A 20,848-nucleotide genomic window follows, 5' to 3' on the forward strand; every position below is an offset into this window, starting at 1 on the left:
AACCACAACGAGCCAGCCACAAGATCCTTTCCCCGCCCTGCACTGGCGCCGAAGGCGCCCCCTCCGCTCGATACGCCGCGTTCCGCGGCTACTCGACCAGCATGTGCTTCCGCGTTCCGCGGCTACTCGACCAGCATGTGCTTCCGCGGTCAGCGGCGGGCCCGGCGGCGCAGGACGACGCCGAGCGCGGCGAAGGCGACGGCCATGACGAGGCCGCCGATCAGGAAGGGGGTGCTGCCGATCGCGGTGCCCCAGGCGGCGAGAGCCGCCCAGAGCGCGGCGAGGACGAAGGCGGTCGGGGGAGTCATCGTCGTCCTCATCCGTCGATCCAACCCCCTCCGTCTTGGATTCGCGACGCCGGGCGCCATCGATCCGTCAGGAACGGCGGTGTTGGCGCGAGTCGGGCGACCATTGGTGACGGGTCGGCGCGGAGCGGCGGCGGGTCAGCCGACGGTGACCGGGGCGGCCGACGGGCGGCGCCCCTCCTTCATCCAGACGAAGAAGCCGAGCAGGGTGAAGGCGCCGTAGAAGACGTACATCAGGCCGGAGGCGTAGTAGCCGGCCGAGAAGAGCAGCGGGACGCCGACGATGTCGACGGCGACCCAGATCAGCCAGAACTCGACCCAGCCCTTGGCCATGCCGTAGGTGGCGAGCAGCGAGCCGACGAAGATCCAGGCGTCGCTCCAGACCGGCTCGTAGGAGCCGAGCGCGCGGAACACGGGGGTGAGGATCGCGGTGCCGCCGACCATGCCGAGCACCAGCAGTCCGCGGGTGCGCCAGGAGGCCCAGCGCGGCGAGATCAGCGTTGTCGCGTCGCTGGGGCGGTGCGTCCAGCGGTACCAGCCGTAGATGCTGACGATGATGAACATGATCTGGCGGCCGGCCTGGCCGAGCAGGTTCACGGGGTTCGGGGTGTCGAACAGCGCGCCCATGAAGACGGTGAAGAGCAGCGCGTTGCCGACGAGGCCGACGGGCCACGCCCAGACCTTGCGCCGCATGCCGCCGAGGGCGCTCAGCAGGCCGAAGACGTTGCCGATGACCTCGCGCCAGAGCACCGTCTGGTCGCCGATGACGATCTGCGCGTCGAACAGCCAGTCCACGATCTGCACGGGGAGCCTCCATCGGGCGTGTCGGAGCCCACCCGTGCAACCTCCGGCGGGGCACGGTCATTCCGCGTGGCGCCGATTCGACGGTCACCGGTCCGTTATGCAGGGGTCCCGTCCGTTGTGCAGGCGATCCGGCACGGGGAGCGCGTGCCGAGTGGGCCCTCCGCGGGTTCTGCGCGCGATCACCTGCAGATCGGACCGGGTCCCGCCCGCCGTGCGCGCTGTGGTCCGTTGTGCAGGTGATCTTGTACCGGGAGCGGCTGCCGGGCGGACGTCAGCGCGTTGTGGGCGCGTTCGCCTGCAGATCGGACCTAGGGGCTGCTCGGGGTGGGTGGCGGTCCGTTGTGCAGGTGATCTTGTACCGGGAGCGGCTGCTGGGTGGACGTCAGCGCGTAGTCGGCAGGATCGCCTGCAGATCGGACGCGGGTCGGCAGGACCTCCGCGGGCTACGCGGCGACGAGCGAGTGCTCCGCCAGCAGTGCGACCGAGCGCAGGCGGGCGGGCGTCGCGAGCGAGGCGTGGGCGACGATGACCTCGTCGGCCTCCGCCGAGCGCGCGAACTCGGCCACGTAGTCCGCGACCTGCTCGCCGGTGCCGACGCCGGTGTAGTGGGTCATGCTCGCGACGTGCGCGCCGACCGGGGCGGTCAGCAGGTGGTCGAGCTCCTCCTCGGAGAACTGCTGGTCGACCGGGATCTGGCCGCTCTGGCGCAGGAGCATCATCAGGCGCGCGCGCTTCATCTGCGCGAACTGCTCCTGGGCGTCCTCCTCGCTGTCGGCGGCGATGGCGTTCACTCCGGCGATCACGTAGGGGGCGTCCAGCTGCTCCGAGGGGCGGAAGCCGCGGCGGTACTCGGCGACGGCCTGGTGCAGCGCATCCGGCGCGAAGTGCGAGGCGAAGGCGTACGGCAGGCCGAGGGCGGCGGCCAGCTGGGCGCCGAAGAGCGACGAGCCGAGGATGTAGAGGGGGACGCGGGTGCCGGCGCCGGGTGTCGCGCTGACGCCGGGGATGCGGGACTCGCCGGCGAGGAAGCCCTGCAGCTCGAGGACGTCCTGCGGGAAGCGCTCGGACGAGTCGTGCTCGCGGCGCAGGGCGCGGAAGGTGGCCTGATCGCTGCCGGGGGCACGGCCGAGGCCGAGGTCGATGCGGCCCGGGTGCAGCGTCTCGAGGGTGCCGAACTGCTCCGCGATGGTCAGCGGGGAGTGGTTGGGCAGCATGACGCCGCCGGAGCCGAGGCGGATGGTCGAGGTCTGCGAGGCGACGTGGGCGATCAGCACGGAGGTGGCGCTCGACGCGATCGAGGCCATGTTGTGGTGCTCGGCGTACCAGACCCGCCGGTACCCGCTCCGCTCGGCCTGCTGCGCCAGAGCGACGGAGGCGGCGAAGCTGTCGCGCGCGGTCTCTCCGGGGGCGATGGGGGCGAGGTCGAGGATCGAGAGGGGAACGGTCATGAGAGAGCCAACGCGGGCGGCGGCCTCCGTGTTCCCGCGGCGGCGGTATCGGGTGGTCGGTTGCCCGGGGAGTCGGCTCCGGCTCGTGGAACCGGCTCGGGCTCGCAGGATCAGCCTGTTCTGGCGTGCCGAAGGTGGCTTCGCGTGCCGGACGTGCCGGGGTGGCCGTCGGGCGACCTTCGGCTCGTGGTTTCGACTCGGGCTCGCGGGATCTGCAGTTTCGAGCGTGCCGGAGGTGGATTCGCGTGCCGGACGTGCCGGGGTGGCCGTCGGGCGACCTTCGGCTCGTGGTTTCGACTCGGGCTCGCGGGATCTGCGGTTTCGAGCGTGCCGGAGGTGGTTTCGCGTGCCGGAGGTTCGGGTGTGGCCGGTGGGTCGACCTTCGGCTCGCGATTCCTGCTCCGGCTCGCGGGATCTGCAGGTTCCGGCGTGCCGCGGGTGGTTCCGCGTGCCGGAGGTGCGGAGGCGGCAGGGGCGGCGGCGCGGGGCTCGCGCAGAACATCAGCTGGGCGACGGTCTCATCTCCCATCAGCGATGAGTCCGGCTCTCAGCTGATGTCGTGCGGAGGACCGCGGCCGCACCCCCGCGCGGATCCGCCCGGTCAGCCCTCGATCGGCAGCAGGATGCCCTTCACCGTCTCGTCGGTGGCCAGGAACTCCTGCACGGCCGGGTCCTGGAAGGCGGCGACGAGCTTCTCGATGTTGGCGGTGTCCTTGTACTTCGAGCCGATGGTGAGCTGGCCGGCGAAGTCGTCGGGGGCCTGGGGCGCGAAGATCTGCTTCTCGATCGGGATGTCGGCGGCGAGGTAGTACTCGGTGTAGCCGACGGCGGCATCGAGGTCGGGCAGGGCGCGGGACTGGGCGGCGAAGTCGAGCAGCGTGAACTGCAGGTTCTTCGGGTTCGAGGCGATGTCGTCCTGGGTCGCGGTGCCGGGCTCCGTGCCCTCCTTCAGCGTGATCAGGCCGGCCGACTGCAGCAGCCAGAGGCCCTGCGCCTCGTTCGCCGGGTCGGAGTAGAGCGAGACCGTGCCGCCGTCGGGGATCTCGGAGACGTCGCCGTACTTGTCGCTCCAGAGCCCGAAGCCCCAGCGGAAGACGGGCGTCGCCGCCTCCTCCTCGAAGTCGGGGTTGGCCTCGAGCACCTGGCCGAGCCAGAGCTCGTGCTGGTAGACCGTCGCGGCGACCTCGCCCTCGCTCACCGCGCGGTTGATCGTGTTGCTGTCCGAGAGGCCCTTGAAGGCGACCGTGATGCCGTAGCGCGGCGCCACCTCCTCCGCCACGAAGTCCACCAGCGCCTGCTCCGAGGCGTTGCCCTCGGCCGTCGCGACGTAGAGGGTCGCGCCCTCCTGCTCGTTCGCCGAGACGGCGGGCGACAGCAGCGGCACGGCGACGACCGCGCCGACGCCGACCACGACGACGGCGGCACCGGCGATCCAGGGCCAGCGGCGCTTCTTCTTCAGCTCGAAGCCGAGGTCCTCGACGCCGGACTTCGCAGGGCCGGACTTCGCAGGGCCGGACTTCTCGGTGCCGGAATTCTCGGAGCGGGGGTTCTCAGGGCCGTGGTTCTCAGTGGACATGGCAGTGCCTTTCGAGCGGTCGCGGCCGGGCGGCGGCGCGCGGGAGGGACGCCCGGGCGGAGGGCCCGGGGCGGGATCAGGGGAGCTGCGGCTAGACCGTGACGGCGACGCGCGGGGTGCGCCGGGACCGGGAGGCGCTCGGCGTGGTCGCGCGGACCAGGGCGTCGCCGGTGAGCTGCACGACGGCGACGGTCGCGACGAGGATGACGATGGTCGCGAGCATCACGGTGGTGTCGAAGCGCTGGTAGCCGTAGGTGACGGCGACGTAGCCGATGCCGCCCGCGCCGATCGTGCCGGCGATGGCGGAGTACTCGATCATCGCGATGGTGTTGATGGTGAGGCCGCCGAGGATCTGCGGCACCGCCTCGCTGAGCTGCGCCGAGCGGATCACCTGCAGCCGCGACGCTCCGGAGGCGCGGGCGACCCGGGTCAGCGCGAGCGGCACGCTGCGCAGCGCGTTCTCGACGATGCGGGTGAAGAAGGCGATGCCGGCGATCGACATCGGCACGACGGCGGCCGCGATGCCGATGTTGGTGCCGGTTATCAGCCGGGTGAACGGCATGATCGAGGCCATCAGGATGAGGAACGGCAGCGACCGGCCGATGCTGATGATCCAGCTGAGGCTCTGGTGCGCGGCGCGGTTCTCGAACAGGCCGCCCGGAGCGAGGTTGTGCACGGCGGCGCCGAGCGGGACGCCGACGAGCACGACGATCAGCATCACGATGCCGACCATGATCAGCGTCTCGCCGAGCGCGGGGAGGACGAGCGCGGGGATGTCGGCGAGCGGGACCTTGTTGTCGAGGCGCAGGGCGCCGAGGGCGTGCACAGTGTCGAGGTGCAGCGCACCGAGGGCCGCCGAGGAGATGAGCGCGCTCATACCGCCGCCTCCTCGACGAGGGCGTCCGACCGGACCGCGCCCCGCCGCACCGACAGCCCGAGAGCGTCGGCGGCGTGCGCGAGCCGGCGCTCCTCGACCGGCCCGAGGCCGATCGTCGCGTGGCCGACGGCGCGTCCGTCGACCGTCTCGATGGCCGCGCCGAGCAGCGCGACCGGACCGACCGCGTCGGACAGCCGCGTCACCCAGTCGGCCGGCACTCCGTCGCGGGCGTAGCCGACGACCCACTCGTCGAGCCCCGCGCCCGGCAGCACCGACGGGCGCACCGGGTTGAGCGCGAGTCCGAGCGGCGAGGACGCGTCGCGCAGCAGGTCGACGAGGCGCCCCGACTCCACGATGCGGCCGTGATCGAGGCGCGCGACGGAGTCGGCGACCTGGCGGACCGTCTCCATCTCGTGGGTGATGAAGAGGATCGACAGGCCGAGGTCGTCGCGCAGCTCCTTGAGGAGCGTCGTGATCGCGGTGGTCGAGGCGGGGTCGAGGCCCGAGGTCGCCTCGTCGGAGAGCAGGACGGAGGGGCGCAGGGCCAGGGCGCGGGCGATGCCGACGCGCTGGCGCTGGCCGCCGGAGAGCTGGTGCGGGTAGTACCGGGCGCGGTCGCCGAGGCCGACGCGCTCCAGCAGCTCGGCGACGCGGCGCTTCGTCTCGGTCGCGGTGACGCCCAGGTATTCGAGCGGGAGGGCGACGTTCTGCTCCGCGGTCCGGCGGCTGAAGAGGCCGTCGGACTGGAAGACGGTGCCGATGCGGCGGCGGGCGACCCGCAGCTCCGCCTCGGACAGCTGGGAGAGAGCGTCGCCGTTGACGACGACGGTGCCGGAGGTGGGCCGCTCGAGCAGGTTGACGCAGGCGGCGAGGGTGCTCTTGCCGGCGCCGCTCGGCCCGACGACGGCGTAGATCTCGCCGGTGCCGACCGAGAAGTCGAGGCGGTCGAGCACGGTCACGGCGTCGGCGCCCTGCCCGTAGACCTTGGTGAGCTGCTCGAGGCGGATCATGGCGTCGGTCCTTCCGGGAGGGTGCGCGGGCGCGCCGGAGAGCGCCCGGTGCGGGGTGGGAGAGGGGGCGCGGGGTGCTCGGTGGCGGCGTCCGCGTCGGTGTGCTGATGATGATGGCGGGGTGCGGCGGGCGGGCGCGACGGCGGCCGACGCTCGCCGTAACAGAAGGCGCTCGCGGCGCCCGATCGGCGCCGATCCGCGGCTCTTCACCGACGGGTGTCGGCGAACGAGGGGGCGGAGCGGGGCGGACTCGCGCAGAACATCAGCTGAGAGCGGCTCTCATCGCTGCTCGGCGATGAGCGGGTCTCTCAGCTGATGGTGTGCACGATGCTTCGGCCGGACGATCGCCGGTCGCGCTTGCACACGGAGACCGCTGGAAGCGGGCGGTGGGCGGTCGCACCGCCGCGATGGCGGCGAGAGTCGCACACAACATCAGCTGAGAAGGGGAGGCCTCCTCTGTGGGGCGAGGCCCACCCGTCTCAGCTGATGTTGTGCGGCGGCGGCGAGTGGACGGGCTCGCCGAGGGCGCCGGTCAGCGCAGTGCGTCGAGGACGGCCCGCTCGTCCCGAAGCTCCAGGCCGGACCGGCGGGGCCGGTCCAGTCCGCGGGCGCGCTCGTCGTCGAGGACGCGGCGCAGCGTCTCCACGGGCGGACGGTGGCGGCCGCCGGCGCGGAGGTACGAGGCGGTGCTGCGCCGGCTGAAGCCGACCGCCTCGGCGGGCAGCCACAGCGGGAGCGACCGCGGGCCGGCCCAGTAGCCGACGCCGTGCGCGAGCAGGGTCTCGTCGTCGGCGGGCACGACGTCGCCGCGGAAGGCGGCGAGCTCGGCGGCGGTCGCGAGGAGGTCGGACAGGGGCGCGGCCGGGCCGAGGGCGTCGACGGCTCCGGTCACTCCCGCCGAGCCCGCTTCGTGCAGCCAGTCGGCGAGGTCGTCGACGTCGATCGCCTGCGCGAAACGGCCGTCGGTCTCGGGCGCCAGGACCGTCCCTCCCCGGGCGAAGCGCGCAGGCCAGTAGCCGAGCCGGTCGCTCGGGTCGCCGGGCCCGGCGATCAGGCCGGGGCGCGCGATCAGCAGCCGGCCGCCGAGGGCGTCGGCGGCGGCGCGCTCGGCCAGGACCTTCGCGTCCGCGTACTGCTCCGAGTCCGCCGGCTCGACCAGGGCGGCGGACTCGTCGGCGTCGGGCTGCTGCACGTCGGCGTAGACCGACACGGAGGAGACGAGTGTCCAGTGCGCGGCGGCCGGCGCGAGGCGGTCGAGGGCCGGCCCGACGAGCTCGGGTGCGTGCGCGAGCTCGACGACCTCGTCCCACTCGCCGCGCAGGCCGTCGTAGGCGCCCGGATCGCGCCGGTCGACGCGCAGATGCCGCGCTCCGTCCGGAACCGCCCCCGCCTCACCACGGGCCACGCAGGTGACCTCGTCCCCCGCCGCGACCGCCCGCTCCGCGAGACGGCGCCCCAGCCACCCGCTGCCACCGAGGATCAGGACTCTGCGCATGCCCCCACTGAACCGGATCACCGCTCCGCTCCGTAGCCGTGTCCGCCGGCAGCGGAACGGTTCAGCACACGAGCAGCGCGAACGTCATCCCTCTGCCTCCCCGTTCATCCAGCAGCGCGACGTTCTGCGCCAGATGAGCCGGTACCTTTCTCCCGTCGTCAGGATTCTCTCCCGAGAGCGCCGATCCGAGGTGCGAAGTCGTGCCATCGAATTCAGCGCCACTTGATGCCGTTGACAAGCGGGGGTAGATTCCATGACCAAGCCGCAGAAGTATCGCGACGTGGCGAAGTTCCTCCGCTCGCAGGGCTGGGAACGGCTCCGCGATGCGAAGGGGTCCCACGAATGGTGGGGAGACCCGGACGGGAAGGGCCGGATCAGCATTCCAGCGCACGGCGAGGTGTCGGCGGGAGTGGTCCGGCAGATCGTCGCCGTCTTCCCCGCGACGCCGCCGAGCTGGCGATGACACGAGAACGAGGAGGTCGGTCGGCATGACCGAGGAGACGATCGCTGCCCACGCACACCGGGAGGGCCGCTGGTGGGTGTTCACGATCCCCGCGCTGACGAGCGCCGGTCCGACCGGAGCGGAGATCGTCGCGATGGGACAGTCGCGCTCACTCAAGGATCTCGACGAGGACGTGCGCGACGTCGCCGCGCTCTGGCTGGATCTCGAGAGCTGGGACGGCGGGGTCGACGTCGTGATCGAACTGCCGGCCGAGGTGTCCGTGCTGCTCTCCGAGGCCGAGTCGGCGGAGCGCGAAGGGCGGGCGTCGATGGCCCGCAGCGCACGCCTCCGCCGGGAGGCCGCCCGGTCCCTGCTCGCCGATCACCGGCTGACGCAAGCGGAGGCGGCACGAGTGCTCCAGATCACCCCGCAGCGGATGAGCCAGCTCGTAGCGCCGCGGAAGACGTCGGACGAGTCCAGACGCTGAAGGCACCTCTGCCGCGGCGACGCTCAGCGCGCGAGGAGCTCGCCGTGGGGCATCGAGAGCCAGCCGTCCTCGTCGGCGGCCCAGGCGCGCCAGGCGTCGCTGATCGCCTCGAGCTCGGCCTGGGTGGCGAAGCCGCGCTCGAGGGCGGTGGTGGCGAAGGAGGAGGAGACCGCGCGGTCCGCCCACATCCCGCCCCACCAGGCGCGGTCCTCGGCGTTCTCGAAGACCCAGAGCGACGCGGTGACCTCGACGCTCTCGAAGCCGGCCTCCCGTGCCCACGCCTTCAGCCGCCGGCCCGCGTCGGGCTCGCCCGCGGAGGCGCGGTGCACCCGCTGGTAGAGCGCGGCCCAGGCCTGCAGGCCCTCCGTGAAGGGGTGGATCAGCACGCCGGCGTAGTCGACGTCGCGGGCGGCGACGAGGCGGCCGACCCGACCCCACTCGCGCAGCGCGTCGACCGGGCGGGTGAGGTGCTGCAGGACCTGGTGCGCGTGCACGACGTCGAAGGAGTCGTCGGCGAACGGCAGCGCGTAGGCGTCCGCGACCGCGAACTCCGCGGAGGAGTCGAGGGACGCGGCCTGCGCGATCACCTCGGCGGAGGCGTCCACCCCGAGCACCCGGCCGGGAGCGACCCGCTCGGCGAGGTCGACGGTGATCGTCCCGGGGCCGCAGCCCACGTCGAGGATCGAGACGCCGGGCGCGAGGTGCGGCAGCAGGTATCCCGCGGAGTTCTCGACGGTGCGCCAGCGGTGCGAGCGCAGCACGCTCTCGTGGTGGCCGTGCGCGTAGCGGCCGGTCGCGTCGGCGGGTGCGTCGGGCGTGCGGGTCTCGGAGTCCATGCCCGCCATTGTGGCGTGCGCCTCTCCGTCGACGCGCCGGACGCTCCTGCTGGCGGAGGCGAGCAGCGACGCGAGCACGATGACCGCCGCGCAGCCGAGCAGGACGGCCCGCGTGCCGACGAGGTCGGCGAGCGGCCCGACGAGCGCCTCGCCGAGCGGCACGGCGAGGAACGAGCCGACCATGTCGTACGAGTAGACGCGGGCGAGTGCCTCGCGCGGCACGTGGGTCTGCAGCGACTGGTCCCAGGCGATGGCGAACACCTCGAGCGCGACGCCGCCGAGCGCGAAGGCGACGATCAGGGCGGGGAGCGCGGGGACGAGTCCGAGGGCCGCGACCGGGACGGCCGTGACCGCCATCAGCGCGACGCCGATCGCCAGCGCCCGCCGCGGCCGCCAGCGCAGCGCGATGACGGCGCCGATCGCGAGGCCGACGGTCTGCGCGGCGACGACCAGGCCCCAGGCCGCTCGGCCGAAGGTTTCATCGGCGATCACCGGCCCGAGGACGGTGGTGGCGCCGACGAACGCGGCGTTCAGCACCGTGAACTGGGCCACGACGATCCAGACCCAGCGCCGGCCGGAGAACTCCCGCCAGCCCTCGCGGAGGTCGCCGAGCACGGAGCCCGGGGCGCCGGCCCGGGTCGCCGCGGGCAGGCGCAGTCCGGAGTAGAGGAGCGCGGCGAGCGCGAAGCCGGCCGCGTCGATCGCGAGGCCCCAGCCCGGGCCGACCAGGGCCACGACGCCGGCTCCGCCCGACGCGCCCGCGATCGTCCCGGCGTTCAGGCCCAGGCGGAGCAGCGCGTTCGCCGGCCGCAGCTCGGCCGCGGGGACGGTCTCCGGGACCAGGGCCGACGCGGCGGGCAGGCTCATCGCCGCGACGGCGCCGTTCAGCACGCCGAGCACGACGAGGGCGGAGATGCTCGCGGTCCCGGTGATGACCAGGGCGGCGACGACCGCCTGCGTGCCGGCGGCGGCGAGGGAGGTGCCGACCAGGATCACGGAGCGCGGCAGCCGGTCGGCGAGGACGCCGCCGAGCAGCAGCACGGCGACGTTGGCGAGCGAGCGCGCGGCGACGACCAGGCCGAGGTCGGTCGCCGAGCCGGTCAGGTCGAGGACGGCGAAGGCCAGGGCGATCGGCGCGACGGCGTTGCCGAGCACGGCGGTCGTCCGGGCGGCGAGCAGTCGGCGGAACGGGCGGTGCGCGAGAGGGCCGCGCGGCCGGGCCGCGGGCGGGGGGCTCGCAGGCGGGCTCCCGGGCGCGCTCACGCGCGGCCTGCTCACGGCCGCCGCAGCGGGAACAGCGCGGTCGTCATCGACACCGGCACCGTGCCCGGGCTCCGGGGCGGCCGGGCCGCCGCGTGCAGCAGCGCCGACGCCTCGCCGACGTGGCGGACGACCCGCCGCCAGGTCTCCGGGTCGACCCAGAGCTCGGCGTCCGTCGAGAGCTGCGGTCCGTCGGCGCGGGCCGCGGATCGGCGCCGCAGCTCCTCGATCAGCGCCTCCAGGTACAGCTGCCGGTCCTCCGCCGGCCCGGCCTCGACGGTCGCGGTCACGTCGAACGGCCGCCCGGAGGACTCGTGCCGGTAGCGCTTCGCCTCACCGCCGCGCAGCCGCACCGTCTCGACCACCCGCACCAGCCCGGCCCGCTCGAGGACCCGGAAGTGGTAGCTCGCGGTCGCCTGCGAGAGGCCCAGCTCGCGCGCGGCCTCGGCGGCGCTCGCCGCGGCGCCGGTCACCAGGGACAGCAGCCGGAGCCGGATCGGGTGGGCGGTGGCGCGCAGCTCCTCGAGAGTGGACATGCGGCCATCGTCACGCCCGGCCCCGCGAACCGTCAAACGGGTCTTTGGGGGTCGCCGTGCCCCGCGGAGCCGGAGAGGGCTACTGCGAGAGCTCCCGGTCGAGCCGGTCGAGGAGCACCTCGAGCGAGATCTCGAACTCCTCGTCGCTGTGGTCCTCGCTGAGCAGGCCGCGCAGCCGCCGGACCTCGGGCGCGACGTCGAGGGAGACGTTCCCGTCGCCCTGCGGGATCGTCGCGTCGCCCTCGTCGAGCGGGAGGTCGGTCGGCGAGGTCTCGGCGCCCTGCACCACGGCCTGCAGCAGCAGCTGGCCGAGCAGGAAGCTGCTGAACGAGCGGTAGGCGCCGACGGCCTGCGCGTCGGTGAGCCCGCTGCCGGTGAGCGAGCGGAGGAAGGTGTTCACGGCCTCGATGCTGCGCAGCGGCGGGCGGAGCCAGGGCGCCGCTGGGTGCCGGGTCGCGACCAGCGGGAAGGCCCTCGGGTGGTCGGTCGCGATGCGCCGGACCTCGTGGGCGGCCGTCTGCAGGAACTCCTGCCAGTGCCGGCTCTCGGCCTCGTCCAGCCGCACGGTGAGCTCGCGCATCAGCAGCGCGATGACGCCCTCGAGGAGGTCCTCCTTGCCGTGCACGTAGCGGTAGAGCGACATCGCCTCGACGCCCAGCTCCTGCGCGAGGGTGCGCATGGAGAGCGCCTCGGGGCCGGTGCGGTCGATCATCGCGAGCGCGGTCTCCACGATGAGGTCCCGACTGAGCTTGCGGGCGGGGGAGCCGCTCCGCTTCGGCTTCTCGCTGTCGGTCATGCACCGCGCCTTCCTGCAGTGCCCGCCCGCCCGGATACCAGGTGCGGCGCCGCGAAGGCAAGCACCTCCACCGTAACAACGCTTACACCGTAAGCTCTGACCAGGCTTACGCTGTAAGTGTGCCGCTGCCGGACCGTGCTCCCTGCGATCCCCGCGCCGGTCCGCCTCCCCGAGGAGCGCGCACCACCCCGCAGAACCCGCTGCGCCGGTGGCCGCGCCCCGTTTCGCCTCCGCCCCGCACCAGCGACCCCGCGGCACCGTCCCGGGAGAGAAGAGAGAGCACCATGATCGACAGCAGCAGCATCGACAGCCTGATCGGCGCCGACGTGCACGGCAGCGACGACGCCAAGATCGGCACCGTCGGCCAGGTCTACGTCGAGGACAGCACGCAGACCCCGACCTGGGTCACCGTCCGCACCGGCCTGTTCGGCTCCTCGGAGTCGTTCGCGCCCCTCGCGGACGCGAGCTACGAGGGCGGCGTCCTCCGCGTCGGCTACGAGAAGGCCTTCGTCAAGGACGCCCCGCGCATCGAGGACGACGGACAGCTCTCCGCCGACGAGGAGCAGGCCCTCTACTCGTACTACGGGCTCGGCGGCACCGACGCGGCGCCGACCGAGGCGCCCCTCTACGACCAGGACGCCGACCGCGGCGCCGGCACGGACAGCGGCGTCGACCGCACTGCCGACAGCGCCGCCGACCGCGACCGCGGCACCGAGGGCCACGACACCTCGGGCCCGACGACCGACGACGCGATGACCCGCTCCGAGGAGCGCCTGCGCGTCGGCACCGAGCGGGTCGAGGCCGGCCGCGCCCGCCTGCGCAAGCACATCGTCACCGAGCAGGTCTCGAAGACGGTCCCGGTCAGCCACGACGAGGTCACCCTCACCCGCGAGCCGATCACCGACGCGAACGCCGGCGACGCGCTCGCCGGTCCCGACCTCAGCGAGGAGGAGCACGAGGTGATCCTCACCGAGGAGCGCGTCGTCACCGCGAAGGAGACGGTCCCCGTCGAGCGCGTGTCGCTCGGCACCGAGACCGTCACCGAGCAGCGCACTGTCGACGCCGACGTCTCGCACGAGGAGATCGAGCTCGTCGAGCCCGAGGCCACCGGCACCCGCACCTCCGCCGAGGAGACCGTCGCCGACCGCGACGCGCGCTCCTAGCGATCCCCGCGGCGGCCGCTGGGCAGCTCCGCCCACCGGCCGCCGCACCAGCACCATCCCGCACGACCCCCTGCACCACCCTCATCCGTCCTGCTCCGGACCGTGCCCGAAAGGCTCCCCCATGGATCTCCCCGCCGCTCTGCAGAACGGACTGGCCGCGGTCATCGCGTTCGTCCCGCTCGCGCTGCTGTTCCTGCTCATCCTCATCGTCGGCCTGATCGTCGCCAAGCTCATCGAGAAGGGCCTCTCGCGCCTGCTCACCAAGGTCGGCTTCGACCGCGCCGTCGAGCGCGGCGGCATCAAGAAGGCGCTCGCGAACTCGACGCTGGACGCCTCCGACATCGTGTCGAAGATCATCTACTACACGCTCGTGCTCTTCGTGCTGCAGTTCGCCTTCGGGGTCTTCGGCCCCAACCCGGTCAGCGACCTGCTGCAGGGCATCATCGGCTTCCTGCCGAAGATCATCGTGGCGATCATCATCGTCGTCCTCGCCGCCGCGATCGCCGCGGGTGCCAAGGGCCTGATCCAGAACACCCTGGGCGGTCTCTCCTACGGCAAGGCCCTCGGGAACATCGTCGCGGTGTTCATCCTCTTCCTCGGGGTCACCGCGGCTCTCAACCAGATCGAGGTCGCGACGACGGTCACCACGCCGATCCTCATCGCCGTCCTCGCGATCATCGCGGGCGTCATCATCGTCGGCGCCGGCGGCGGCCTGATCAAGCCGATGCAGCAGCGCTGGGAGGCGATCCTCACGAAGGCCGAGGAGGAGGCGCCGAAGATCCAGCAGGAGGCGCAGAACGCCCCCTCCGTCACCGAGCAGGCGAAGCGCGCCGCCGACCAGGCGAAGCAGGCCGCTCCGGCGACCACCGCGCGCCGCCCCCGCTAGGCGCACGACCGCACCACCCGCACCACCCGCGGCCGGCTCCGCTCGCTCCGAGCAGGGCCGGCCGCGTCCGCAGCAGATCGAGGGGACCGCATGAGCGCGACACCGACCGAGCCGACACCGACCGAGCCGACCGCGTCCGAGCCGGCGCCGACCGCCGAGGTGGTCCTGCACGAGGAGCGCCTCCTCGTCGGCACGCGCAGGCACGCGACCGAGCGCGTCCGGGTCAGGCGGGTCGTCGTGACCGAGCAGCGCACGATCACGGTCGACGTCCGCCGCGAGGAGCTGCGCGTCATCCGCGAGCCGATCGCCGACGGCCCGCCGCTGCCCGACGCGATCGCGGCGGCCCCGCAGGAGCCGATCGTCGTGGTCCTGCACGAGGAGCGGATCGCCCTCACCCGGACCGTCGTCCCCGTCGAGCGCGTGACGGTGCGGGTCGAGTCCGTCGCCGGCGCCCGCGACGTCACCGCGTCGCTGCGCCACGAGGTCGCCGACGTCGAGTCGTCGACGGCGCGGGAGCAGGAGAGCTCCGACCTGTTCTGATGTCGGCCCCCGCCGCTACGGTCGAGCGATGACCTGGTCTCGCTCCGACTCTCCGGTTCCCGCTGTCTCCGCCGAGGAGTGGGCCGAGCTCCGCGAGCGCGTCCGCCGGACCCGCTGGTCGCCGGAGTGGCCGGTCGAGGGCTGGTCGGCGGGGACCGATCAGGCCGAGCTGCGGCGGCTGGCCCGGCGCTGGGCGGAGGAGTTCGACTGGTCGGCGCAGGAGCGGCGGATGCGCGCGCTGCCCTGGGCGCAGGCCGACCTCGACGGGACGCCCGTGGCCTACCTCCGCTTCGAGGCGGAGAAGTCCGGTCGCCTGCCGATCGTCCTGACGAACGGCTGGCCCAGCACCGCTCTCGAGCTGGTGGCGCTCGCCGAGCGGCTCGCCTCGCCGTCGCGGTTCGGCGGCGACCCGGCGGAGGCGGCCACCGTCGTCGTGCCCGCGCTTCCGGGCTTCCCGTTCTCGCCGCAGCGGCCGGGGCTGGACGAGCAGACGCACGAGCTCTGGCACCGGCTGATGACCGAGGAGCTCGGGTTCGCCCGCTACGCAGCGCACGGCGGCGACCTGGGTGCGGGCATCACCTCGCGGCTGGCCGAGAGCCACCCGGAGGCGGTGGCGGGGATCCATCTGCTCGCCGTCGCCTCGCCGCGGCACGTCGAGGACGACTCCCTCACCGCCGAGGAGCGCGAGCACCTCGAGGAGCAGCGCACCTGGTTCGCGGACGAGGGCGCCTACGAGCACCAGCAGCAGACCCGGCCGCTCACCCTCGCGCCCGCGCTGTCCGACTCGCCGGTCGGCCTGCTCGCCTGGATCCTGGAGAAGCACCGCGCCTGGAGCGACACCAGCGGCGACCTCGCGACCCGCTTCGACGACGACTACCTGCTCACCCTCGCCTCGCTCTACTGGTTCACCGACTCGATCGCCACGTCGCTCCGGCCCTACTGGGAGTACGCGACCGGGCGGACGGCGCGGGTCGGCCGGGTCGAGGTGCCGACCGCGCTCGCCGTCTTCCCCTTCGACCTCACGCACCCGCCGCGCAGCTGGGCCGAGCGCAGCTACGACGTCGTCCGGTACACCCGCATGCCCCGCGGCGGCCACTTCGCCCCGCACGAGGAGCCGGACCTGCTCGCCGCCGACATCCGCGCGCTGCTGGCGCTGGTGCAGTAGCGAAGAGACACCCTCCCTTGCGGCCGCCCCCGCACCGCGCGTACCGTCGACGCGTACCTCGTCGCGAGCCGCGACGTCGGGGCGGCCACCTCACCGGCCGGCCGATCGGCTCGCGGACACGGGGGCTCCCCGCAGGAAAGACGGTCTCGTGCGCATCAGCACCGGTACTGCGTCCACGACGCAGCAGCTGCCCTCGCACTGACGACCCCTGCTCCCGCCCGCTGAACCGGGCGGACGCGCGCTCCCGCCTCGGCGGAGAGCGGTGGTCGTCGTGCGCCGACGCGACCACCGGGAGCACCGTGCCCTTCTCTTCACCGACCCCTCCGTCCCTCGTCCTCACCGACTGCTCGTTCGCCTGGCCGGACGGCTCGGTCGTCCTCGACCACGTGACCGCCGCGTTCGGCCGCGGCCGCACCGCGCTCGTCGGAGCCAACGGCGCCGGCAAATCCACGCTCGTGCGGCTCGTCGCCGGCGAGCTCGCGCCGACGGGCGGGACCGTCACCGCGACCGGCGCGGTCGACCTGCTGCCGCAGCGCCTGCCGCGCGGCGCCGACGACACCGTCGCCGATCTGCTCGGGATCCGCGGCCGGCTCGACGCGCTGCAGGCGATCCTGGCCGGCGACGCCCGGGCGAACCGCTTCGAGGCGCTCGCCGACGACTGGGACGTCGAGGCCCGGGCCGTCGCCGCGCTGGGCCATGCCGGACTCGACCTCGACGCCGCCGATCTGCTCCGTCCCGTCTCGATGCTCTCCGGCGGGCAGGCGGTCCTCGCGGCCGTGACGGGGGTGGCGCTGCGCGGCCGGCCGATCGCGGTGCTCGACGAGCCGACGAACGACCTCGACCGGCGGTCCCGGCAGCTGCTGCTCGCCCTCGTCGACGGCTGGCGCGGCACCCTCGTCGTCGTCAGTCACGACCGGGAGCTGCTCGAGCACGTCGACGAGATCGCGGAGCTGCGCGACGGCGAGCTGCGCACCTCGGCGGGCACGTTCTCGGATTTCGAGGAGCGGCTCGCCGTCGAGCGCGCGGCCGTCGAGCGCGACGTCCGCGTCGCCGAGCAGGTGCTGCGCGCCGAGAAGCGCCAGCGGATCGAGGCGCAGACCACGATCGCCCGCCGCGCGAAGGCGGGCGAGAAGTCGGGGCGGTCGATGCCGAAGGGCGCCTCCGACTTCCGGCGCGGCCGCGCGGAGGGGACCGCCGGACGGCTCCGCTCCGGTCACGCCGAGGCCGAGGCGCGCGCGAAGGACCGGGTCGACGAGGCGTCCGGGCGGCGCCGCGACGACGACGCGGTGCGGCTCGACCTGCCCGATCCGGGCGTGCCCGCGACTCGGCGGCTCGCCGAGCTGACCGTCCGCGGCCGGACCACGGTGCTCCAGGGCCCGGAGCGCCTCGGCCTGATCGGCGCCAACGGCACCGGGAAGACCCTGCTGCTCGAGCGGCTCGTCGGCGCGGAGCCGGACCGCCCGCATCCCGTGCCCGGCACGGACGCGCGGGCGCTGACCGACCGCATCGGCTACCTCGCCCAGCACCGCGAGGACATGCTCGACGACGACCGCACCGTGCTCGAGCACGTCGCCCGGGCCGCGCCGGACCTGCCGATCCCGGCCCTGCGCGACGCCCTCGCGCGGCTGCTGCTGCGCGGCGCGATCGTCGACCGGCCGGCGTCGACGCTCTCGGGCGGGGAGCGCTTCCGGGTGGCGCTCGCCGGAGTGGTCCTCGCGCGACCGGTGCCGCAGCTGCTCGTGCTCGACGAGCCGACGAACGACCTCGACCTGGCGACGGCCGACCACCTGGTCGAGGTGCTGCGGGCCTGGCGCGGCGGACTGCTCGTCGTCAGTCATGACGACGCGTTCCTCGACCGGCTCGAGCTGGACGGGCGGGTGGTGCTGGATGCGCCGGGGACGGCGGACGCGCCGTGAGCTCAGCCGGTGGCGGTGCCGAGGTCGAGCGCCGCGACGACCTCGGCGACCCGGGCGCGCGCCGGCGCGTCGAGGCCGCGGATGGGGCGGGGCAGGCAGTCCGGGGCGGCGAGGCCGAGCTGCTCGGCGATCGCGGCGATCACCCGGTAGCTGCCGCCGTGCTCGGCGAAGAGGTCCCAGAGCGGCTGGAGCCGGGCGGACTCGGCCTCGGCAGCGGCGCGGTCGCCGGACTGCGCGGCGCGCGCCATCGCCAGCGCGGGGCCGGGGAGCGTGCCGCCGATCACCGAGTACCAGGCGTCGCAGCCGGCGAGCAGGCCGCGGGCGGCGGACGCGTCGCCGGAGACGCCGATCGTGACGCCCCCGGGTACCTGCGCTCGGATCGCGGCCACCCGCTCGGCCGCGGCGGCCGGATCGGCGGGCACGCCGGGGATCTTGATCGAGGCGACGCGGGGCAGCCGTGCGATCGCGCCGTAGAGCTCGTCGGTCATCGTGACGTGCGTGGTGCCGGGGTTGTCGTAGACGACCAGCGGCACGGAGAGCTGCGCGGTGACGTCCTCGTAGAGGCCGAGGACGTCGTCGTCCGTCAACGGCTGGTAGCTCACCGGGGCGAGGAGCACCGCCGCGGCGCCCGCCTCCTGCGCGTCCTCGGCGAGGGCGAGCACCTGCGAGGTCCGCAGTGCGCTGATCCCGACGACGACCGGCACCTGGCCCGCGTGCCGCACCGCGAGCGAGGCGACCCGGCGGCGCTCCTCGCGGTCGAGGTAGGCCGCGGAGCCGGTCGAGCCGAGCGCCCCGATCGAGTCGACGCCGGCCGCGGCGAGGCGCTCGACGCGGGCGGCGAAGGCCGGCTCGTCGACGGCGTCGTCGCGGAGCGGGGTGAGCGGGAAGGCGCTGAGTCCGGTGAGCACGGTGATCCGTCCGAGGGGTCGTCGCGGGAGGGGGCCCGGCCAGTGTGCGTCCAGCGGGCGGGCGCCCGCGACTCCAGAAGCGCGGGCGGGCGCTGGTCCACGGCGGCGCCGCGTCATGCTGGTCGAGTAGCCCCGCCAGGGGCGTATCGAGACCCGCCGTCGTCAGCAGGGCGGGTCTGCAGACTCGCGTTCTGAAGGTGGTGGATCTCGATACGCCCGCTCCGCGGGCTACTCGACCAGCATGAACGGCCCGCTCGATCGGCATCGTGAGAGGCCTTGCATCGCGAGCAGGCTTCGTCTCCGCCACCTTGCTGATCTGCGCGGACTGCCGCGCCAGCACCTCACACTCACCGTCGAGGCGGAATAGAATAAAATAAATAAGATTCGGAGATCACGATGGCGGAGACAGCCCCCAGCCCGTTCACCCCGGGCTACGGGAAGAAGCCTGCCGTCTTCGGCGGTCACGGGGAAGCGCTCACGGAGCTCCGTGCCGTCTTCGAGACCTTGGACTTCGGCGAGAACCACTCCGTCCTGGTCTCGGGACTGCGCGGCGCCGGCAAGACCTCCTTCCTGACCACCCTCCAGGACGACGCTCGCGCCGCCGGGTGGCTGGTGATCAGCGAGGACGCCAGTGCCGGTCTCCTCGACCGGGTGATGGACTCCACGATCCCCGCCCTGATCAACGACATGGCCCCGGGCAGCCGCGCACGACTGACCTCGCTCGGGCTGTGGGAGTTCAGCGCCGAGATCGAGTACGTCGACCGGCACCGCAGCGTGAAGCCTCAGCTGCGGTACGACCTCGTCGCGCTGTCCTCCGCACTGGGCGGGGAGGGCGGCATCCTGATCACCATCGACGAGGTCTCCTCCGGCAAGGTCCGCCTGCGGGAGCTGAGCCGATTCGCGCTGCAGGTCTCGCACGCGCTTCAGGACGGTGCGCAGATCATGGTCGTCTTCGCCGGGGTGAAGGTCGGCCTCGACGCACTCCTCGCCGAGGAGCACACCACCTTCCTCCGGCGTTCCCGGGAGGTCGAGTTCGAGCGGCTGTCCGCGCCGGAGACCAGTCGAGTCTTCACGGAGACCGCCGGCCTCGGCGGACGGAGGATCGACGAGGAGGCGCTCGCCGTGCTCGTCTCCCTCTCGCAGGGCTATCCGTACCTGGTGCAGCTGGCCGGCGACTACGCCTGGCGGAACCGCTCCACTGCACCCACGATCAGCCTCGTCGACGCCACCGTCGCGCAGGACAGGGCCATCAAGGCGGTCGAGAGTCGAGTCATCAGCCGCGTCTACGGCGATCTCTCCGATGTCGATCAGAAGTTCCTCGACGCGATGGCCGAGGACGACGACCGCACGAAGATCGCCGACATCGCGAAGCGCATGGACGTCTCCGACGCGTACGTCCAGGTCTACAAGAAGCGCCTCATCGACAGCGGCTACGTCCATGCCGCGGGTCGCGGCCATGTGCAGTTCTCTCTTCCCTATCTCGGCGCCTACATCCGCCGCAGACTCGCCGCCGAGGCCAGCGATGATGCCGGCGACGGCGGCTGGGACGCCTACCCGGCGCCGGATCTGCCTTCCTGAGCCGCGGACTCCGCAGAGGCGACGAGGCGGAGTCCGCCGTCACGCGCCGGCCCTGCGCCGCCGGAGCCCGGTGAACGCGGAGGCGTCGGGCGCTGTCGGTAGATTCGGTCGCGCCGGTGTCGATCGACGCGGGCAGCCCCTCACCCTCAGGAGCCCGGGATGACCGCCCCCACCGTCCTCTTCGTCTGCATCCACAACGCCGGTCGCTCGCAGATGGCGGCCGGCTACCTGCGCGAGCTCTCTGGCGGCGCGGTGCAGGTGCGCTCCGGCGGCTCCGAGCCGGGTGAGAGCATCAACGCGGTCGCAGTCGCGGCGATGGCGGAGGAGGGCATCGACATCTCGCAGGCCGTGCCCCAGCTGATGACCACCGAGCAGGTGCAGGCCTCGGACGTCGTGATCACGATGGGCTGCGGCGACGTCTGCCCGGTCTTCCCCGGCAAGCGCTACGAGGACTGGGACCTCGCCGACCCCAAGGGCCGCCCCCTCGAGGAGGTCCGCCCGATCCGCGACGACATCCGCGCCCGCGTGCAGGCGCTGGTGGCGGAGCTGCTGCCCACGACGCCTGCTGAGTAGAGGCCCCCGCATGGTGGTCGAGTAGGCGCCGGAGGCGGCGTATCGAGCGGCGAAGCCGCTTCGCGTCTCGGTGGTGAGGGAGAGGGCTCGGCTGCGCCGCCTCATGCTGGTCGAGTAGCCCCGCCAGGGGCGTATCGAGACCCGCCGTCGTCAGCAGGGTGGTCTGCAGACTCGCGTTCTGACGGTGGTGGATCTCGATACGCCCGCTCCGCGGGCTACTCGATCAGCATGGGGCTCCGCTCTGGGG

General features: G+C 73.4%; 20 protein-coding genes. 9 read left to right on the forward strand and 11 right to left on the reverse strand.

All coding sequences use genetic code 11. The features are described 5' to 3' along the window. Nucleotides 1-149 precede the first annotated feature (149 nt). The 7 genes from MT351_RS18360 to MT351_RS18390 all read right to left on the reverse strand — a co-directional run bounded on the left by MT351_RS18360 (nt 150) and on the right by MT351_RS18390 (nt 7,515). The gene (locus MT351_RS18360) at nt 150-308 is read right to left on the reverse strand and encodes a hypothetical protein (RefSeq protein WP_185020152.1); all 159 of its coding nucleotides are present in this window, start codon (nt 306-308) and stop codon (nt 150-152) included. Between the two features lie 135 nt (nt 309-443). Continuing rightward, nucleotides 444-1,109, reverse strand: a complete 666-nt coding sequence (gene pnuC, locus MT351_RS18365) for a nicotinamide riboside transporter PnuC (RefSeq protein ID WP_127887959.1) — start codon at nt 1,107-1,109, stop codon at nt 444-446. A 443-nt stretch (nt 1,110-1,552) separates the two neighbouring features. Beyond that, nucleotides 1,553-2,557 carry an LLM class flavin-dependent oxidoreductase gene (locus MT351_RS18370; RefSeq protein WP_123736107.1) on the reverse strand — a complete coding sequence of 335 codons (1,005 nt, stop codon included), beginning with the start codon at nt 2,555-2,557 and terminating at the stop codon, nt 1,553-1,555. Between the two features lie 601 nt (nt 2,558-3,158). Then, nucleotides 3,159-4,133 carry a MetQ/NlpA family ABC transporter substrate-binding protein gene (locus MT351_RS18375; protein WP_243582903.1) on the reverse strand — a complete coding sequence of 325 codons (975 nt, stop codon included), beginning with the start codon at nt 4,131-4,133 and terminating at the stop codon, nt 3,159-3,161. Between the two features lie 91 nt (nt 4,134-4,224). Next, nucleotides 4,225-5,010 (reverse strand): methionine ABC transporter permease, encoded by a 786-nt coding sequence (locus MT351_RS18380; protein WP_243582904.1) that lies wholly within the window; start codon nt 5,008-5,010, stop codon nt 4,225-4,227. Beyond that, nucleotides 5,007-6,020, reverse strand: coding sequence for a methionine ABC transporter ATP-binding protein (locus tag MT351_RS18385; protein WP_243582905.1), 1,014 nt, complete (start codon nt 6,018-6,020; stop codon nt 5,007-5,009). The genes MT351_RS18380 and MT351_RS18385 overlap by 4 nt, the downstream gene beginning before the upstream one ends. A 532-nt stretch (nt 6,021-6,552) precedes the next feature. Then, nucleotides 6,553-7,515, reverse strand: a complete 963-nt coding sequence (locus MT351_RS18390) for an NAD-dependent epimerase/dehydratase family protein (RefSeq protein ID WP_243582906.1) — start codon at nt 7,513-7,515, stop codon at nt 6,553-6,555. A 253-nt stretch (nt 7,516-7,768) separates the two neighbouring features. On the opposite strand from MT351_RS18390, the gene MT351_RS18395 reads away from it, so the two are divergent. After that, nucleotides 7,769-7,978, forward strand: coding sequence for a type II toxin-antitoxin system HicA family toxin (locus MT351_RS18395; protein ID WP_123736102.1), 210 nt, complete (start codon nt 7,769-7,771; stop codon nt 7,976-7,978). A gap of 25 nt (nt 7,979-8,003) precedes the next feature. Beyond that, complete coding sequence (locus MT351_RS18400; protein WP_132437269.1) at nt 8,004-8,444, forward strand: hypothetical protein; 441 nt, start codon at nt 8,004-8,006, stop codon at nt 8,442-8,444. Nucleotides 8,445-8,467: 23 nt separating this feature from the next. On the opposite strand, the gene MT351_RS20445 is transcribed toward MT351_RS18400, so the two are convergent. The 3 genes from MT351_RS20445 to MT351_RS18420 form a co-directional block, all read right to left on the reverse strand. Further along, a complete protein-coding gene (locus MT351_RS20445) occupies nt 8,468-10,558 on the reverse strand; it encodes an MFS transporter (RefSeq protein WP_374204790.1) in 2,091 nt (696 codons plus the stop codon). Further along, nucleotides 10,555-11,076, reverse strand: a complete 522-nt coding sequence (locus tag MT351_RS18415) for a helix-turn-helix domain-containing protein (RefSeq protein WP_132437267.1) — start codon at nt 11,074-11,076, stop codon at nt 10,555-10,557. The genes MT351_RS20445 and MT351_RS18415 overlap by 4 nt, the downstream gene beginning before the upstream one ends. A 79-nt stretch (nt 11,077-11,155) precedes the next feature. Continuing rightward, a complete protein-coding gene (locus tag MT351_RS18420) occupies nt 11,156-11,872 on the reverse strand; it encodes a TetR/AcrR family transcriptional regulator C-terminal domain-containing protein (RefSeq protein ID WP_123706181.1) in 717 nt (238 codons plus the stop codon). Between the two features lie 284 nt (nt 11,873-12,156). On the opposite strand from MT351_RS18420, the gene MT351_RS18425 reads away from it, so the two are divergent. From MT351_RS18425 to MT351_RS18445, 5 genes are all read left to right on the forward strand, one after another. Then, nucleotides 12,157-13,035, forward strand: coding sequence for a DUF2382 domain-containing protein (locus MT351_RS18425; RefSeq protein WP_123736098.1), 879 nt, complete (start codon nt 12,157-12,159; stop codon nt 13,033-13,035). 121 nt (nt 13,036-13,156) lie between these two features. Further along, a complete protein-coding gene (locus MT351_RS18430; protein WP_123447332.1) occupies nt 13,157-13,921 on the forward strand; it encodes a hypothetical protein in 765 nt (254 codons plus the stop codon). 90 nt (nt 13,922-14,011) lie between these two features. Then, entirely contained in the window at nt 14,012-14,461 is a 450-nt protein-coding gene (locus MT351_RS18435) for a YsnF/AvaK domain-containing protein (protein ID WP_243582907.1), read from the forward strand. Between the two features lie 28 nt (nt 14,462-14,489). After that, complete coding sequence (locus MT351_RS18440) at nt 14,490-15,626, forward strand: epoxide hydrolase family protein (RefSeq protein WP_243582908.1); 1,137 nt, start codon at nt 14,490-14,492, stop codon at nt 15,624-15,626. Between the two features lie 299 nt (nt 15,627-15,925). Further along, entirely contained in the window at nt 15,926-17,542 is a 1,617-nt protein-coding gene (locus tag MT351_RS18445; RefSeq protein ID WP_243582909.1) for an ATP-binding cassette domain-containing protein, read from the forward strand. Nucleotides 17,543-17,544: 2 nt separating this feature from the next. On the opposite strand, the gene MT351_RS18450 is transcribed toward MT351_RS18445, so the two are convergent. Next, on the reverse strand, nt 17,545-18,450 hold the full coding sequence (locus MT351_RS18450; protein ID WP_243582910.1) for a dihydrodipicolinate synthase family protein: 906 nt from the start codon (nt 18,448-18,450) through the stop codon (nt 17,545-17,547). A gap of 396 nt (nt 18,451-18,846) precedes the next feature. On the opposite strand from MT351_RS18450, the gene MT351_RS18455 reads away from it, so the two are divergent. After that, nucleotides 18,847-20,028, forward strand: a complete 1,182-nt coding sequence (locus MT351_RS18455; protein ID WP_132438518.1) for an AAA family ATPase — start codon at nt 18,847-18,849, stop codon at nt 20,026-20,028. A 159-nt stretch (nt 20,029-20,187) separates the two neighbouring features. Next, nucleotides 20,188-20,601, forward strand: a complete 414-nt coding sequence (locus MT351_RS18460) for an arsenate reductase ArsC (protein ID WP_243582911.1) — start codon at nt 20,188-20,190, stop codon at nt 20,599-20,601. Nucleotides 20,602-20,848: the final 247 nt, after the last annotated feature.

The organism is Rathayibacter sp. VKM Ac-2926 (genome assembly GCF_022815565.1).
GTDB classification, from domain to species: Bacteria; Actinomycetota; Actinomycetes; order Actinomycetales; family Microbacteriaceae; genus Rathayibacter; species Rathayibacter festucae.

Coding starts and splice junctions, on each gene's coding strand:
- MT351_RS18415 (WP_132437267.1), bottom strand. CDS start 11,076: ATGTCCACTCTCGAGGAGCTGCGCGCCACCGCCCACCCGATCCGGCTC.
- MT351_RS18385 (WP_243582905.1), bottom strand. CDS start 6,020: ATGATCCGCCTCGAGCAGCTCACCAAGGTCTACGGGCAGGGCGCCGAC.
- MT351_RS18390 (WP_243582906.1), bottom strand. CDS start 7,515: ATGCGCAGAGTCCTGATCCTCGGTGGCAGCGGGTGGCTGGGGCGCCGT.
- MT351_RS18425 (WP_123736098.1), top strand. CDS start 12,157: ATGATCGACAGCAGCAGCATCGACAGCCTGATCGGCGCCGACGTGCAC.
- MT351_RS18370 (WP_123736107.1), bottom strand. CDS start 2,557: ATGACCGTTCCCCTCTCGATCCTCGACCTCGCCCCCATCGCCCCCGGA.
- MT351_RS18460 (WP_243582911.1), top strand. CDS start 20,188: ATGACCGCCCCCACCGTCCTCTTCGTCTGCATCCACAACGCCGGTCGC.
- MT351_RS18430 (WP_123447332.1), top strand. CDS start 13,157: ATGGATCTCCCCGCCGCTCTGCAGAACGGACTGGCCGCGGTCATCGCG.
- MT351_RS18360 (WP_185020152.1), bottom strand. CDS start 308: ATGACTCCCCCGACCGCCTTCGTCCTCGCCGCGCTCTGGGCGGCTCTC.
- MT351_RS18380 (WP_243582904.1), bottom strand. CDS start 5,010: ATGAGCGCGCTCATCTCCTCGGCGGCCCTCGGTGCGCTGCACCTCGAC.
- MT351_RS18435 (WP_243582907.1), top strand. CDS start 14,012: ATGAGCGCGACACCGACCGAGCCGACACCGACCGAGCCGACCGCGTCC.
- MT351_RS18395 (WP_123736102.1), top strand. CDS start 7,769: ATGACCAAGCCGCAGAAGTATCGCGACGTGGCGAAGTTCCTCCGCTCG.
- MT351_RS18375 (WP_243582903.1), bottom strand. CDS start 4,133: ATGTCCACTGAGAACCACGGCCCTGAGAACCCCCGCTCCGAGAATTCC.
- MT351_RS18420 (WP_123706181.1), bottom strand. CDS start 11,872: ATGACCGACAGCGAGAAGCCGAAGCGGAGCGGCTCCCCCGCCCGCAAG.
- MT351_RS18440 (WP_243582908.1), top strand. CDS start 14,490: ATGACCTGGTCTCGCTCCGACTCTCCGGTTCCCGCTGTCTCCGCCGAG.
- MT351_RS18400 (WP_132437269.1), top strand. CDS start 8,004: ATGACCGAGGAGACGATCGCTGCCCACGCACACCGGGAGGGCCGCTGG.
- MT351_RS18455 (WP_132438518.1), top strand. CDS start 18,847: ATGGCGGAGACAGCCCCCAGCCCGTTCACCCCGGGCTACGGGAAGAAG.